This is a genomic window from Terrabacter terrigena, assembly GCF_042676085.1.
GTDB lineage: Bacteria > Actinomycetota > Actinomycetes > Actinomycetales > Dermatophilaceae > Terrabacter > Terrabacter terrigena.
In genome coordinates, this window is record NZ_JBHTKH010000001.1 from 212,197 (window position 1) to 226,113 (window position 13,917).

Below are 13,917 nucleotides of genomic sequence, written 5' to 3' on the forward strand. Positions count from 1 at the left end.
CTATCCGTTCCCGCGCACAGCTCCGACCCGACGCCCACGCGGCAGCGTCGCACCCGTCCGTCGGCGCCCGAGGAGGTATGCCGTTCGCGTCGTCGTGGCGTGGCCTACCGTGGGCGGGTGCCTGACCTCATCGACAAGATCGCGTGGATCCACCTCGAGCAGCGCCGCCTGCTCGTGGCGCGCAACGCCGGACGTGAGAGGTTCTACCTGCCCGGGGGCAAGCGTGAGCCGGGCGAGAGCGACCTCGAGACGCTGGTGCGCGAGCTCGAGGAGGAGCTCACCGTCGTCGTCGACCCGGGCACGGCGGCATACGTCGGCACGTTCGAGGCCCTGGCCGACGCCCGCAGCGACGGCCTCGTGGTGCGCCTGACGTGCTACACGGCCTCCCACAGCGGGCCCTTCGCGCCGTCGCGCGAGATCGACGAGATCACCTGGATCACCTCGGTCGACGGCGACCGGGTGTCGGCGGTCGACCGGCTCGTCCTCGGTCACCTGCGCGACGCCGACCTCATCGACTGACCCCACCCGCCGCCGCAGCCGCAGTCCCGGTTCGATGTATCTCCGCGGCCCTGGGGCCGCGGAGATACATCGAACGGCGGTGGAGGCGGGGGGCAAGTGTGGGCGGGTCAGGCCCCGTCGCAGGTGTCGATGATCATCGCCACGGCCTGCGCGGCACGTGCCGGTGCGAGCTGCCCGCCGCCGAACTCGGTCACGTAGAAGGTGTCGAGCGTCTGGCCGGCATACGTCGCGATGTGCGCGGACCGCACCGACAGCGAGGCCCGGGCCAGCGTGATGCCGATGTCCTGGAGCAGACCGGTGCGGTCGGTGGCCCGCACCTCGATGACCGTCGCGGTGTCGGACGCGCTGCTGATCACCATCGCCCGCGTCGAGTCGACCGACCCCGACCCGGGGCTGCGGACCCCGACCGGCCTGCGGCGCTGCAGCTTGCCGAGAGGCGACCGGTCACCGCTCGCGACGCGGGTCAGGTCACGCGAGATGACGGCGGGCAGGGGCGTCTCCCCGCCCGGCGACTCGACCCACCACTCGTTGACGGCGAGGCCGTCGACGGTGCGCACGATGGCCGAGCGCACCACGAACCCGTGGGCGGCGAGCAGGCCGGCGGTGTCGGCGAAGAGGCCGGCCCGGTCGCGGTCGATGATGTCGATGCGGTGCGCCCCGCCGAGCGAGGCCACCGTCACGTAGGACTCTCCGGACGCGACGCGGTCGAGCGCGTCGTCGGGGAGCGTCAGGGTCTCCATCGGTTCCACGGCGAGTGGTCCCTCCGTCGCTGCCTGGGCGGTGAGAGCCGTCCGGCAGGCGGTGTAGAGCCGCTGGACGAGCCCGGCCCGCCAGTCGCTCCAAGCCTTCGGTCCGGCTGCTGACGCGTCCGCCTCGGTGAGGGCGCGGAGGAGGTCGAGGGTCGTGAGGGACCCGTCGACGGCGTCGGAGAGCGCGGCGATGGTCGCCGGGTCCTCGGGGTCGCGGCGCGTGGCCAGGTCGACGAGCGTCAGGTGCTCGCGCACGAGCCGCACGACGGTGACGCGGTCGGCATCGCCGATCCCGATCCGCTGCAGCACCGTGTCGGCCAGCTCGGCCCCGGTCGCGGAGTGGTCCCGCGAGCCGGGCACCTTGCCGATGTCGTGGAGCACGGCGGCGAGCATGAGCAGGTCGGGACGGGAGACGTCGCGCACCATGCCGCTGGCCGCCACGACCGTCTCGATGAGGTGACGATCGACCGTGTGCCGGTGCACGGCGTTGCGCTGGGGCCGGCTGCGCACGGCCTGCCACTCGGGGATCCACCGCTCGACGACGCCGGCGAGGTCGAGCCCCTCCCAGACCGTGACGAGCCCGGGACCCGCGGCGAGGAGGTCGGCGAAGAGGTTGCGCGCCACCTCGGGCCACGGCTCGGGCATCGGGGGCGCCTGCGCCGCAAGGTTCTTCAGCGTCGTCGGTGAGAGCGGTATGCCGCCCCGAGCCGCGACCACGGCGGCGCGCAGCGGGATGATCGGGTCCGAGGCCAGGTCGGCCGACGGTCCGAGCACCGCCTCACCGTCGTGGCGGTAGAGGCCGTAGCCGAGCGGAGCCAGCTGCGGGCGGCGCGGGCCGACGCGCAGCGTCCTGGCGCGCTGGGACTGCATGGCCCGGCGCAGGGTGCCGTCGACGGCATACGCGATGGTGCGCGCCGACGTCGACAGGTCGGTGAGCAGGTCGTCGGCGTCGGTGTAGCCGAGCAGGGCGGCGCACGCGTCCTGGTCGTCGCGGGTGAGGCGGTCGCGGCCTCTGCCGGTGACGACATGGATCGCGTCGCGCACGTCGAGGATGCGCTCGTACGCGTCGTCGACCTCGCCGTGCGGCCGGTCCGTCAGCCACGCGGCGGTCAGGGCGCGCAGCACCGACATGTCCCGCAGGCCGCCGTGGGCCTCCTTCAGGTCGGGCTCGATGAGGTGGGCGAGGTCGCCCTGCCGGGCGTGCCGCTGGACGACCGACTCCTGCATCTCGCCGAGCCGGGTGCGGGCGTTGGCCCGCCAGTCGTGCGCGACCGTCGAGCGGGCCGCGTTGACCACGTCGGCGTCACCGGCGACGTGGGTCAGGTCGAGCAGCCCGACCGCCGCCGAGAGGTCGTCGGCGGCGACCGCGCGGCAGTCGGCCACCGTGCGGACGCTGTGGTCGAGGCGGACCCCGGCGTCCCAGATCGGGTACCAGAGCTTGTCGGCGAAGGCGCCGACCTCCTTGCCCGAGAGCCCCCGGGGGTGGTGCACGAGGACGAGGTCGTAGTCGCTGAGGGGCCCGCCGTCGCCGCGGGCGAGCGAGCCGACGGCCGCGAGGGCCACGCCCTCGTGCCGCCGGCCCGCGCACGCCTCGCGCCACAGCTCCTGGAGCCAGCCGAGGCCGAAGTCGGCGAGCGCCCGGCGCCGGGTCTGGCCGGCGCCGGGCGTCGCGAAGGTTCGGGTGCCGGCGAGGTCCAGACGTCGGGTGGTCACATCCGTCATGTCAGGTTCTCGCCGTCCCCTTGAGCTGCATGTGTACGTGTCTGTGCTGTGGTGCGTGTCGTGCTGCGGCCGTGTCGCGGCGCCTCAGAGGGCGTCGACACCACGCTCGCCGGTACGGACGCGGACGACCTCGTCGACCGGGACGGACCAGATCTTGCCGTCGCCGATGCGACCGGTCTGGGCCGCCTTGAGGATGACCTCCAGCACGTCGGCCGAGTCGACGTCGTCGACCAGGACCTCGAGGCGCACCTTCGGCACGAAGTCGACGGTGTACTCGGCGCCGCGGTAGACCTCGCTGTGGCCGCGCTGGCGGCCGTAGCCGCTGGCCTCGCTGATGGTCATGCCGGCCACCCCGAAGGCCTCCAGGGCCTCCTTGACCTCGTCGAGCTGGTGCGGCTTGATGATGGCGGTGATGAGCTTCACGCGGATGCCCCTTCCTTGGAGGACGGCTCGTCGGCGACGGCCTGTCGGGTTCGTTCGGCCACGACGCCCGAGGACGGCAGGCTACGGCTGCCACCCGTGAACGAGCCGAGGTCGTACGCGGTCTCCGCGTGCTCCAGCAGGTCGATCCCGCTGACCTCTTCCTCCTCGGAGACGGTGAAGCCCATGGTCTTGTGCAGCACCCAGCCGATGGCGAAGGTGACGACGAAGGAGTAGATCAGCACGGCGAAGGCGCCGAGTGCCTGGGCACCGAGCTGGCCGAGGCCACCACCGAGGAAGAGACCGTCGTTCATGCTGAGGCCCGCCGTGCCGGTCGGGCTGTTGGTCGCGTCGGCCAGGAAGCCGATGAGCAGGGTGCCGATGAGGCCGCCGACGAGGTGCACGCCGACCACGTCGAGGCTGTCGTCGAAACCGAACCGGAACTTGAGGCCGACGGCCAGCGCGCAGCCGACACCGGCGGCCAGGCCGACGACGAGCGCCCCCCACGGGGAGACGGTGGCACACGCGGGGGTGATGGCCACGAGGCCTGCGACGACGCCGGATGCCGCGCCGAGGGACGTGGCGTGCCCGTCGCGGATCTTCTCCGTGATGAGCCAGCCGAGCATGGCGGTGCAGGTCGCGCCCAGGGTGTTGACCCAGACGCCGGAGGCCAGGGTGCCCGCGCTGAGGGCCGAGCCGGCGTTGAAGCCGAACCAGCCGAACCACAGGATGCCGGCGCCGATCATGACCAGGGTCAGGTTGTGCGGGCGCATCGGCTCCTTGGGCCAACCCACCCGCTTGCGGAGCAGGATCGCGAGGGCCAGGCCCGCGACACCCGCGTTGATGTGGATGGCCGTACCACCGGCGAAGTCGTACGCGCCGGCGCCGCCGAGGAAGAGCCCTTCGGCCTTGTTGGCGATCCAGCCACCGGTCTCGGCGGCGAAGCCGTTGAAGGCGAAGACCCAGTGGGCCGCCGGGAAGTAGACCAGCGTCGCCCAGATCACGGTGAAGACGGTCCAGGTGACGAACTTGGCGCGGTCGGCGATCGCGCCGGAGACGAGGGCCACGGCGATGATCGCGAAGACGACCTGGAAGGCCACGAACGCCCCACCGGGGATGCCGCCCGCTGCTGCCGTGCCTGCGGCCGCGTCGGCCGGGACGTAGCCGTAGATCGCATCGAGCACGCCGGTGAGCCCGAAGTGCTCGAAGGGGTTGCCGAGCAGACCGCCACCGACGTCGTTGGCGAAGGTCTCGCTGTAGCCCCAGAGGATCCACACCGTGCCGACCGTGCCCATCGTGATGAACGACATCATCATCATGTTGAGGACGCTCTTGGTGCGAACCATGCCGCCGTAGAACAGGGCCAGGCCGGGGGTCATGAACAGGACCAGGGCGGCCGCTGCGAGGACCCACGCGGTGTTCCCGCTGTCGGTGAACGGCGCGTCTGCCGTCACGAAGGTAAGTGCGCTCATGGCGAGAACGATGGACGGGCCGAATTTCCGGCGACGGCGCCGTTTGTTACAGCGGTGTCAACAACCGGTCGGCGTTGTTAGCGAATGGTTTCCCGCACGGCGCCGGTCCGGATCGTGGACACGCGCGACCGGCGGGTGGAACGCGATGCCGCCCGGCCGACCCCCGTACGCACGTGTGCCGCCCGGCCGGCGGGCGGCGTACGTGGTCGTTCGGGCCCGGTGCGTCACATGACGATGGCGTCGACGAAGGCCTCGGGGTCGAAGGGCGCCAGGTCGTCGGGGCCCTCGCCCAGACCGACGAGCTTGACCGGGACGCCGAGCTGGCGCTGCACGGCCACGACGATGCCGCCCTTGGCGGTCCCGTCGAGCTTGGTCAGCACGATGCCCGTCACGTTGACGGCCTCGGAGAACACCTTCGCCTGTTGCAGGCCGTTCTGGCCCGTGGTCGCGTCGAGGACGAGGAGCACCTCGTCGATCTCGCTCTGCTTCTCGATGACGCGCTTGACCTTGCCGAGCTCGTCCATCAGGCCGACCTTGTTGTGGAGGCGACCGGCCGTGTCGATGATGACGACGTCGGCCTCCTCCTCGATTCCTGCCTTGACCGCGTCGAAGGCGACGGCGGCGGGGTCGGCGCCGTCCTTGTCGGAGCGCACGGTGACGACGCCCACCCGGGCGCCCCACGTCTCGAGCTGGTCGGCGGCCGCGGCGCGGAAGGTGTCGGCCGCCCCGAGGATCACCTCGCGGTCCTCGGCGACGAGGACGCGGGCGAGCTTGCCCACGGTGGTCGTCTTGCCGGTGCCGTTGACACCGACGACGAGGATCACGGCGGGCCGGTCGCCGACGCGGCTGCTGGCGATGCGGCGGTCCATGTCGGGCTGGACGAGCGCGAGCAGGTCGTCGCGGAGCCAACCGCGCACCGTGGCCTCGTCGGTGGTGCCGTCGACCTTCACCTTGGTGCGCAGCGAGTCGACGAGCTCGGTCGTCGCCTCGACACCGAGGTCGGAGCGGATGAGGGTGTCCTCGACCTCCTCCCACGTCTCCTCGTCGAGGCTGCCGCGCGAGAGCAGGGCCAGCAGGCCCTGTCCGATGGAGGAGTTGGACCGGGCGAGCCGGGCGCGCAGGCGCTGCAGGCGGCCACGCGCCGACTCGGGCCGCTCGACGGTCGGTGCAGGAGGTGCGGTCGGCGCGGGTGGCGCCTCGGGGCCCGTTGCCTCCGGCGCCGGGGCCGGCGCGCCCGGTGACTCCGGTGGCGCCACGGTGTCGGTCGAGTCGGTGGGCGGTCTGCGGTCGAGGTCCTCAGCGGGTAGCCCCGGCGCCGCCGGGGGCGCCTCGCGCTCGATGGTGCGGCCGGCGCGGCCCCGCACGAGGTTGACGCCGTAGGCGACCGCTCCGGCGAGGATGACGACGCCGATGATGACGAAGATCAAGACTGTGTCCACGCCAGCCATCCAACCATCCGGGACGCGAGGCCTGCTCCGGAGAGCACGATCGGTGGGGCGTCGGCAGGCGCGACCCGACCGTGGAGGACGCTACGGCATACGGGCGTCGGGGCGGCGGACCACGCCGCTCGCGCGCCGGCGGGCGTCCTCGGCGATCGCCTCACCCTTGGCGGTGAGCACGTCCCGACCACCGCGGTGCGCCGGCACCGCGACGACACCGACGACCGCCACGGCGAGCACGGTGACGACAAGCATCGAGATGACCAGGAAAACCATGGGACAAGAGTGACGCATGAGACGTGTGTGACGCAAATAGCACAGTGTGACGTTTTGGCAACCTGGACGCGCCGGTTCCGGGGCGCGCTCGGAAGGGCCCACCGCTTCGTTGCGATGAACCCGGGCGCACGCCGACCGGCTCAGGCCGGCTGGTCGGCGACGTCACGCAGGCGCTGCGAGACGACCGTCGTCACACCGTCGCCGCGCATGCTGACGCCGTAGAGGGCGTCGGCGATCTCCATCGTCTTCTTCTGGTGCGTGATGACGATGAGCTGGGAGCTGTCGCGCAGCTCCTCGAAGAGCGTGATGAGGCGGCCGAGGTTGGCATCGTCGAGCGCGGCCTCCACCTCGTCCATGATGTAGAAGGGCGAGGGGCGCGCCTTGAAGATCGACACGAGGAGCGCCACCGCCACGAGCGACCGCTCTCCGCCGGAGAGCAGCGAGAGCCGCTTGATCTTCTTGCCCGGCGGCCGGGCCTCGACCTCGAGCCCGGTCGTGAGCATGTTGGACGGGTCGGTGAGCACCAGGCGCCCCTCACCACCGGGGAAGAGCCGCTGGAAGACGCGCTCGAACTGGACCGCCGTGTCCTCGAACGCCTCGGCGAAGACGCGCTCGACGCGCTCGTCGACCTCCTTGACGATGTCGAGCAGGTCGCGCTTGGAGCTCTTGAGGTCCTCGAGCTGCTCGGTGAGGAACTTGTGGCGCTCCTCGAGGGCCGAGAACTCCTCCAGCGCAAGGGGATTGATGCGGCCGAGGGCGTTCAGCTTGCGCTCGGCCTGCCGCAGCCGCTTCTCCTGTGCCTCACGGACGAACGGGATCGGGTCGGGCCGGCCCGCGTCGGGATCGGCGTCGGGGTCGGGCACGAACGGGACGAGCTGGTGCGGGCCGAACTCCTCGACGAGGTCGGACGGCGCGATGCCGAGCTCCTCGACCGCCTTCGTCTCGAGCTGCTCGATGCGCAGCCGCTGCTGGGTGCGGGCCACCTCGTCGCGGTGCACCGTGTCGGTGAGCTCGCGCAGCTCGGCCTGGAGCACCCCGATGTCGCGCCGGACCACGGCGAGCTCGGCGTCGCGTTCGGTGCGCTCGGCCTCGCCGGCGGCCCGGGCACGGCCGGCCTCCTCGGCCGACTCGGCGAGCAGCCCGTGGGCCCACTCGGCCGCGGTGCGCACGGCCTCCGCGATCGATGCCTCACGTTGGCGGCGGGCGCGCCGCTCGGCGAGGCGCTCGCGGGCCTGCTCCTCGTGCAGGGCTCCGCGCTCGAGCGCCTCGGCGCGGTCCTTGAGGGCGCGGGCGCGCTCCTCGCGGGTGCGCAGGGCCAGGCGCAGCTCCGTCTCGGCGGCGCGCGACTCGCGCGCGACGGCCTCGAGCCGGTCGCGCTCCTCGGTCGACGGGTCGTCGACGAAGTCGCCCTCGCCGCTGGCCGCCTCGAGACGCTCGGTGAGCTCGGCGTGCTCGGTCTGGTCGGCCTCGAGGGCCGCTGTCGCGTCGGCGATCGCCCGCTCGGTGCGCTCGACCTCGGCACGCGCGGCGCGCAGGGTCTGCCCCAGCGAGCCCAGCTTCTCCGCGATGGCCGCCATGCGGGCATCGCTCTCGTTGAGCCGCTCCAGCGCCGCCTCGACGGCGTCGGCCAGCTCGGCGCGGGTCGACTCGGCTCCGGCGACCCGGAACCGGGCCTCCTCGCCCTCGCGAGCGGCACGGGCCATGGCGTCCTGGGCGTCGTCGAGCGCGGCCTGCAGCTCGATGAGGCTCGGCGCGGCGTTGCTGCCGCCGCGCACGGCGCCGGGAGCGTAGACGTCACCCATCCGGGTCACGGCCGTGACGCCGCTGTGGGTGCGCACGACGTCTCGGGCGGTTGCACCGTCGGGCACGAGCGCGACTCGCTCGAGCACCTGGTCGAGGGCGGGGCGCACCGAGGCGGGGCACTCGACGACGTCGCGCGCCCACCGCGAGCCTCCGGGCAGCGTCGGCCAGCCCGTGTGGTCGACGGCACCCGCCGACTCGGCGACGAGCAGGCTCGCGCGGCCGTGGTCGCCCTCGCGCAGTGACTCGAGAGCCGCGGCCGCGGCGTCGAGGGAGCCCACGGCGAGCGCTTCGGCAGCCGAGCCGAGGGCGGCGGCGACGGCGTTCTCGAGCCCCGTCTCGACCGTGACGAGCGATGCGACGGAGCCGAGGATCTCGTGGCCGTCGTCGGCGGCGGCGAGCAGCGCAGCAGCGCCGTCCTTGCGGCTCAGGCTGAGCCCGAGCGCCTCGACCCGCGCGGCAGCGGTGGTGCGGGCTCGCTCGGCCGTGGCCTCGGCCTCCTTCCAGCGGGCGAGCTCGGCCTCGGCCGCGTCGAGACGCGCGGCGGCCTCCTCGTAGGCGGTGTCGAGGCCCTCCTCGCCCTCCTCGTCCTGGGCGACGCTGGCCTCGAGACGCGAGAACTCTCGCTCGGCCTCGGCCGCACGGGCCTGCGCCGCCTCGATGGTGCCGCGCAGGCGGCCAACCTCGGCCTCGCGAGCCTCGATGCGCGACGCCTTGGCGCCGACCTGGCCGCCGAGCTTGGCAAGGCCTTCGCGGCGGTCGGCGGCCGCTCGCGCCTCGCGCTGCAGCCGCGCGGTCTCCTCGGCGTGGCCGCGCTCGGCCTCCGCCCGGCCGGTTACGGCGTCCTCGAGGGCTGCCTGCGCCTCGGCGATCTCCTCGAGCAGGTACGCCTCCTGCTCGCGCACCTCGGCGGCCTGGGCGCGCAGCTGCTCGGGGTCTCGGCTCTGGCCCGACTCCTCGGGCTCGTCGTCCTCGCTCAGCAGGCGTACGCGTTCAGCCGCGAGCGAGCGCGTCGAGGCCATCCGCTCGACGAGCCGGCCGAGCGCGACGTACTCGTCCTGGGCCTGGACGAGCGCGGGCCGGGCGGCCTCTGCGGCCTCCTCGAGCGAGCCCAGTCGGCTGGCCAGCTCGGCGATGGCCTCCTCGACCTCGGACCGCCGCTCGATGAGGGCCGACTCGTCGGCGACCTCCTGCTCCAGCGTCGAGGTCAGCTGGACGAGGTCGTCGGCGAGCAGGCGCAGCCGGGCGTCTCGGGCGTCGGTCTGGATGACGGCGGCCTTGCGGGCCGTCTCGGCCTGACGGCCCAGCGGGCCCAGCTGACGTCGGATCTCACCCGTGAGGTCGTGCACGCGGGTGAGGTTGGCCTCCATCGTCTCGAGCTTGCGAAGGGCGCGCTCCTTGCGCTTGCGGTGCTTGAGCACACCGGCGGCCTCCTCGATGAAGCCGCGGCGCTCCTCGGGGGTGGCGCGCAGCACCGTGTCGAGCTGGCCCTGGCCGACGATGACGTGCATCTCACGGCCGATGCCGCTGTCGGAGAGCAGCTCCTGCACGTCGAGCAGCCGGCAGGGAGTGCCGTTGATGGCGTACTCGGACCCGCCGTTGCGGAACATCGTGCGGGCGATGGTCACCTCGGTGTAGTCGATCGGCAGCGCACCGTCGGTGTTGTCGATGGTGAGCGCGACCTCGGCGCGTCCGAGCGGGGCCCGGCCCGAGGTGCCGGCGAAGATGACGTCCTCCATCTTGCCGCCGCGCAGCGACTTGGCGCCCTGCTCCCCCATCACCCACGCGAGCGCGTCGACGACGTTGCTCTTGCCGGAGCCGTTGGGGCCGACGATGCACGTGATGCCGGGCTCGAGGCGCATGTGGGTCGCCGAGGCGAAGGACTTGAAGCCCTTCAGGGTGAGGCTCTTGACGTACACGAACGTGGGGTTCCTTCGGTGTCCTTCGGCGACGATCCCGGTCAGCGTACTAGCCACGGGGCTCGACCCCGGGGAGGTGAGCAGCGGCGGGACGACCGTGAGGCATACGGTGACAAGGTGACCGAGCAGGGGGGACGCGCCGAACCGCACACCGTGACCACGACCGAGCGGCTGCTCGAGGTCTACCCCGGCACCCCGGCGGCGAGCTCCGTCGCCAAGGAGTCGGCGACCCTCACCCCCAGCCACGTCCGGATCATCGGGGCGGCGCCGTTCGTGGTCGTCTCGACGGTGGGTGACGGCGGTCTCGACCAGTCACCGCGCGGCGACCGCCCGGGCTTCGTCGTCGTGCGCGACGAGCGCACCCTCGTCATCCCCGACCGTCGCGGCAACAACCGGCTCGACACCCTGCGCAACGTCGTCGCCGACCCTCGCGTGGGACTGCTCTTCCTCGTTCCGGGGCTCGGCGAGGAGCTGCGTGTGCGCGGCACCGCCGTCGTCTCGACCGACCCGGCCGAGCTGGCTCGCCACGAGGTCAGCGGTGTCCTCCCCGCATCCGTGCTCGTGGTCACCGTGCAGCGGGTCTACTTCCAGTGCGCGCGGGCGATCAAGCGGAGCCGCTTGTGGGACAACGAGTCCCGTGTCGACCCCAAGACGCTGCCGACGGCGGGCGACATGACCCGTGAGGCGGGCGGGTTCGGCTCCGACGAGGAGGCGGCGGCCTACGACGCGGCCCTCGACGCCCCACAGGACGCGACGCTCTACTGAGTCGCCAGCGCCGGGCGGCCCCGGTCAGCCGTTCACTCGTCGCCGTTGGCGATGCGCTCGTGGTGGTGGATGACCTCGGCGATGATGAAGTTGAGGAACGACTCGGCGAAGACCGGGTCGAGCCCGGCGTCCTTCGCGAGCACCCGCAGCCGCGCGATCTGCCGCTCCTCGCGAGCCGGGTCGGCGGCGGGCAGGTGGTGCACGGCCTTGAGCTCGCCGACCTGCTGGGTGCACTTGAAGCGCTCGGCGAGCAGGTGGACGAGCGCAGCGTCGATGTTGTCGATGCTGCTGCGCAGCCGGCCGAGCTCGGCTGGGACCTCTGGCACGTCGCTCACGCTCGCCAGCCTAGGCCGGTCAGCGCTCGACGAATCCGGAGGTTCCGTCCCTCGGAACGCCCTGCTGCACGACCACGGTCTCCACCCTCCCCGGTCGGCGTGTCGTCGACGGGTCCTCGCGCAGCAGCGCCTCGAGACGCTCCACCGCGGCGACGCTCCCCTGCGCGACCACCTCGACCCGCCCGTCTGCCGTGTTGCGGGCATGACCCACCAGCCCCAGCTCGAGAGCCCGGGCCCGCGTCCACCAGCGGAACCCCACACCCTGCACGCGGCCCCGCACGAACATCGTCACCCGCACCGTCTCGCTGCCCACCCGCACACGGTATGCCGCCCGGCGGCGCGCCCGTTGCGCGCCTCGCGCGTGTGCCGCGTGGCGCCACAACGTCAGCCCCGTGCGTAACTATGCTCACGGCAGGCACAAGGGTGAGTCAGCTCACCGGGGCCCACGGAAGGAGCGACGTGACGGCGTCGGCGATTTCTCGGGCGGCTGGCACGGGTCAGACCGCCGACACGGACAAGGGGGCGACCCCTTCCTCCGGGCGTGCCCGTCCCGCCCGCATCGAGGGCCTCGACGGCCTCCGGGCGCTCGCGATCACCGGTGTGCTCGTCTACCACCTCAACGCTGCGTGGCTGCCCGGCGGCTTCCTCGGCGTCGACGTCTTCTTCGTCGTGTCGGGCTTCCTCATCACCACCCTGCTGGTGCGCGAGCACCACCGCACCGGGCGCATCGCGCTGGGTCGGTTCTGGGTGCGCCGGGCCCGGCGCCTGCTTCCCGCCCTGGTGCTCGTCGTCCTGACCAGCGTGCTCATCGCCCGACTCGTCAGCCAGGACCTCCTCGTCGACGTCGCGCGCCAGATGGTCGGGGCGCTCACCTTCTCGACGAACTGGCTCGAGGTCACGGCCGGCACCAGCTACTTCGACCAGACCGCCCCGCAGCTGTTCATGAACTTCTGGTCGCTCGCCGTCGAGGAGCAGTTCTACCTCGCCTGGCCGCTGGTGACGCTGGCCCTGCTGGCGGTGTCGAGTCGCATCCGCGTCGGCGTCGCCCTCGTCATCGGCGCCGCCTCGACCCTGCTCATGGCCCTGCTCGTCACGCCGGGCGTCGACGCGACACGCGTCTACTACGGCACCGACACCCACGTCATGGGCCTCATGGCCGGCGCCGCGCTCGCCTTCGCCTGGGCCAGCCCACGGCTGGCCATGCGGGTGGCCCCGTCACGCTGGGGTCGCCACGGCCGGTATGCCGTCCCGCTCGCCGGCGCGGTCCTGGTGGCCGAGATGGCCCTCCTCGACGAGCAGTCGCCACTGACCTTCCGTGGCGGCATCGCGGTGGCGACCATCGCCACTGCGGTGCTCGTCATGGGCGTCATCGAGCGGCGTCCCCACGGAGTCACAGTGCTGCAGCGGGTCGTGCGCCACCCCGCAGCCACGTGGGTCGGGGCGCGGTCGTACTCCATCTACCTCTGGCACTGGCCCGTCATCCTGCTCGTCGCCCTCGACAACCCGTCGGCGCCGGGCACGATGTCCCACCTGCTGACGCGCATCTGGTGCGTGCTCGTCACCCTGGCCCTGGCCGACCTGACCTACCGCTTCGTCGAGGCACCCTTCCGCACGCTCGGCTTCCGTGGCGTCGTCTCGAGCCTGCGTGCGAGGGCGACCTCCTTGACGCCGCGCGGCAAGCAGCTCGTCGCAGGCGTGGTCGCGGGCGTCGTCGTCGTCACGGCGGTCATCGTGGTCACGGCGCCCGACATGAGCGAGACGGCCCGCCTGCTCGCGCAGAACGAGGCCGCTGCCCAGTCGGACGACCCGGGCGTCGGCGCACCGACGCCGGGTGCGACCGCCCTGCCCACCCCCACGGGCCCTGACGCAGCTCCGGCGCCGACCCGCTCGGCCGCGGGCGGGCCAAGGGCCACCGACGCGTCGTTCACGATGCCCGCGGGCCCCGAGATCGACGCGTACGGTGACTCGATTATGGTGGGCAGCCTGCAGGCGCTGCGCTACTACTTCCCCGGCATCCGCATCGACGCGAAGTCCAACCGCCGGTGGTCCGACGGGCTCACCGAGGTCACGGCCCGGGGCGAGGCAAACCGGCGGGCGGTCGTCCTCGCCTTCGGCACGAACGCCGGAGTCGACGAGGATGCCGTCCACGAGGTGCTCGACGCGCTCGGGCCCAAGCGCATGGTCGTCCTCGTCAACGTCATGGGCCCCTTCGCCCGCATCGACACCGACAACGCCACCCTCGAGCTCGTCGCACGGGGTCGCCCGAATGTCGTCGTCGCCGACTGGGCCGACGCGATCCGGGCACACCCCGAGCAGGTGCAGTCCGACCGGGTGCACCCCACCATCAAGGGCGCCCACCTCTTCTCGAAGACGGTGCGCCAGGCCCTGGCCGACCTCTCGCAGCGCAGCACCGGCAAGAAGGTCGTGCTCGAGGAGCTCCCCATCCCGTGACGAGTGACCCGACAGGCCCCGCGACGGCAGGCGTGTCCGGCGAGACGCGG

Annotated in this window: 11 protein-coding genes; 3 read left to right on the forward strand and 8 right to left on the reverse strand. The window is 72.6% G+C overall.

Going from position 1 to position 13,917, the window contains the following annotated elements:
- Window positions 1–117 precede the first annotated feature (117 nt).
- Complete coding sequence (locus ACFQ2V_RS00970) at window positions 118–519, forward strand: NUDIX hydrolase (protein WP_386050042.1); 402 nt, start codon at window positions 118–120, stop codon at window positions 517–519.
- A gap of 107 nt (window positions 520–626) precedes the next feature.
- On the opposite strand, the gene ACFQ2V_RS00975 is transcribed toward ACFQ2V_RS00970, so the two are convergent.
- From ACFQ2V_RS00975 to smc, 6 genes are all read right to left on the reverse strand, one after another.
- A complete protein-coding gene (locus ACFQ2V_RS00975) occupies window positions 627–2,990 on the reverse strand; it encodes a [protein-PII] uridylyltransferase (RefSeq protein ID WP_386050043.1) in 2,364 nt (787 codons plus the stop codon).
- Between the two features lie 84 nt (window positions 2,991–3,074).
- Window positions 3,075–3,413 (reverse strand): P-II family nitrogen regulator, encoded by a 339-nt coding sequence (locus ACFQ2V_RS00980; protein WP_386050044.1) that lies wholly within the window; start codon window positions 3,411–3,413, stop codon window positions 3,075–3,077.
- Window positions 3,410–4,882 carry an ammonium transporter gene (locus ACFQ2V_RS00985; RefSeq protein ID WP_386050045.1) on the reverse strand — a complete coding sequence of 491 codons (1,473 nt, stop codon included), beginning with the start codon at window positions 4,880–4,882 and terminating at the stop codon, window positions 3,410–3,412. Before ACFQ2V_RS00985 ends, ACFQ2V_RS00980 begins: the two co-directional genes overlap by 4 nt.
- Before the next feature lie 224 nt (window positions 4,883–5,106).
- A complete protein-coding gene (gene ftsY, locus ACFQ2V_RS00990) occupies window positions 5,107–6,330 on the reverse strand; it encodes a signal recognition particle-docking protein FtsY (RefSeq protein ID WP_386050046.1) in 1,224 nt (407 codons plus the stop codon).
- Between the two features lie 81 nt (window positions 6,331–6,411).
- Entirely contained in the window at window positions 6,412–6,597 is a 186-nt protein-coding gene (locus ACFQ2V_RS00995) for a hypothetical protein (RefSeq protein WP_386050047.1), read from the reverse strand.
- 140 nt (window positions 6,598–6,737) lie between these two features.
- Window positions 6,738–10,316 (reverse strand): chromosome segregation protein SMC, encoded by a 3,579-nt coding sequence (smc, locus tag ACFQ2V_RS01000; RefSeq protein ID WP_386050048.1) that lies wholly within the window; start codon window positions 10,314–10,316, stop codon window positions 6,738–6,740.
- 117 nt (window positions 10,317–10,433) lie between these two features.
- On the opposite strand from smc, the gene ACFQ2V_RS01005 reads away from it, so the two are divergent.
- Window positions 10,434–11,081, forward strand: a complete 648-nt coding sequence (locus tag ACFQ2V_RS01005) for an MSMEG_1061 family FMN-dependent PPOX-type flavoprotein (RefSeq protein WP_386050049.1) — start codon at window positions 10,434–10,436, stop codon at window positions 11,079–11,081.
- Window positions 11,082–11,113: 32 nt separating this feature from the next.
- On the opposite strand, the gene ACFQ2V_RS01010 is transcribed toward ACFQ2V_RS01005, so the two are convergent.
- Window positions 11,114–11,416 carry a chorismate mutase gene (locus ACFQ2V_RS01010; RefSeq protein WP_386050051.1) on the reverse strand — a complete coding sequence of 101 codons (303 nt, stop codon included), beginning with the start codon at window positions 11,414–11,416 and terminating at the stop codon, window positions 11,114–11,116.
- Between the two features lie 19 nt (window positions 11,417–11,435).
- Window positions 11,436–11,702: an acylphosphatase gene (locus tag ACFQ2V_RS01015; protein ID WP_386051020.1), complete on the reverse strand. Its 267-nt coding sequence runs from the start codon at window positions 11,700–11,702 to the stop codon at window positions 11,436–11,438.
- A 137-nt stretch (window positions 11,703–11,839) separates the two neighbouring features.
- On the opposite strand from ACFQ2V_RS01015, the gene ACFQ2V_RS01020 reads away from it, so the two are divergent.
- On the forward strand, window positions 11,840–13,867 hold the full coding sequence (locus ACFQ2V_RS01020; protein WP_386050052.1) for an acyltransferase family protein: 2,028 nt from the start codon (window positions 11,840–11,842) through the stop codon (window positions 13,865–13,867).
- Window positions 13,868–13,917 lie beyond the last annotated feature (50 nt).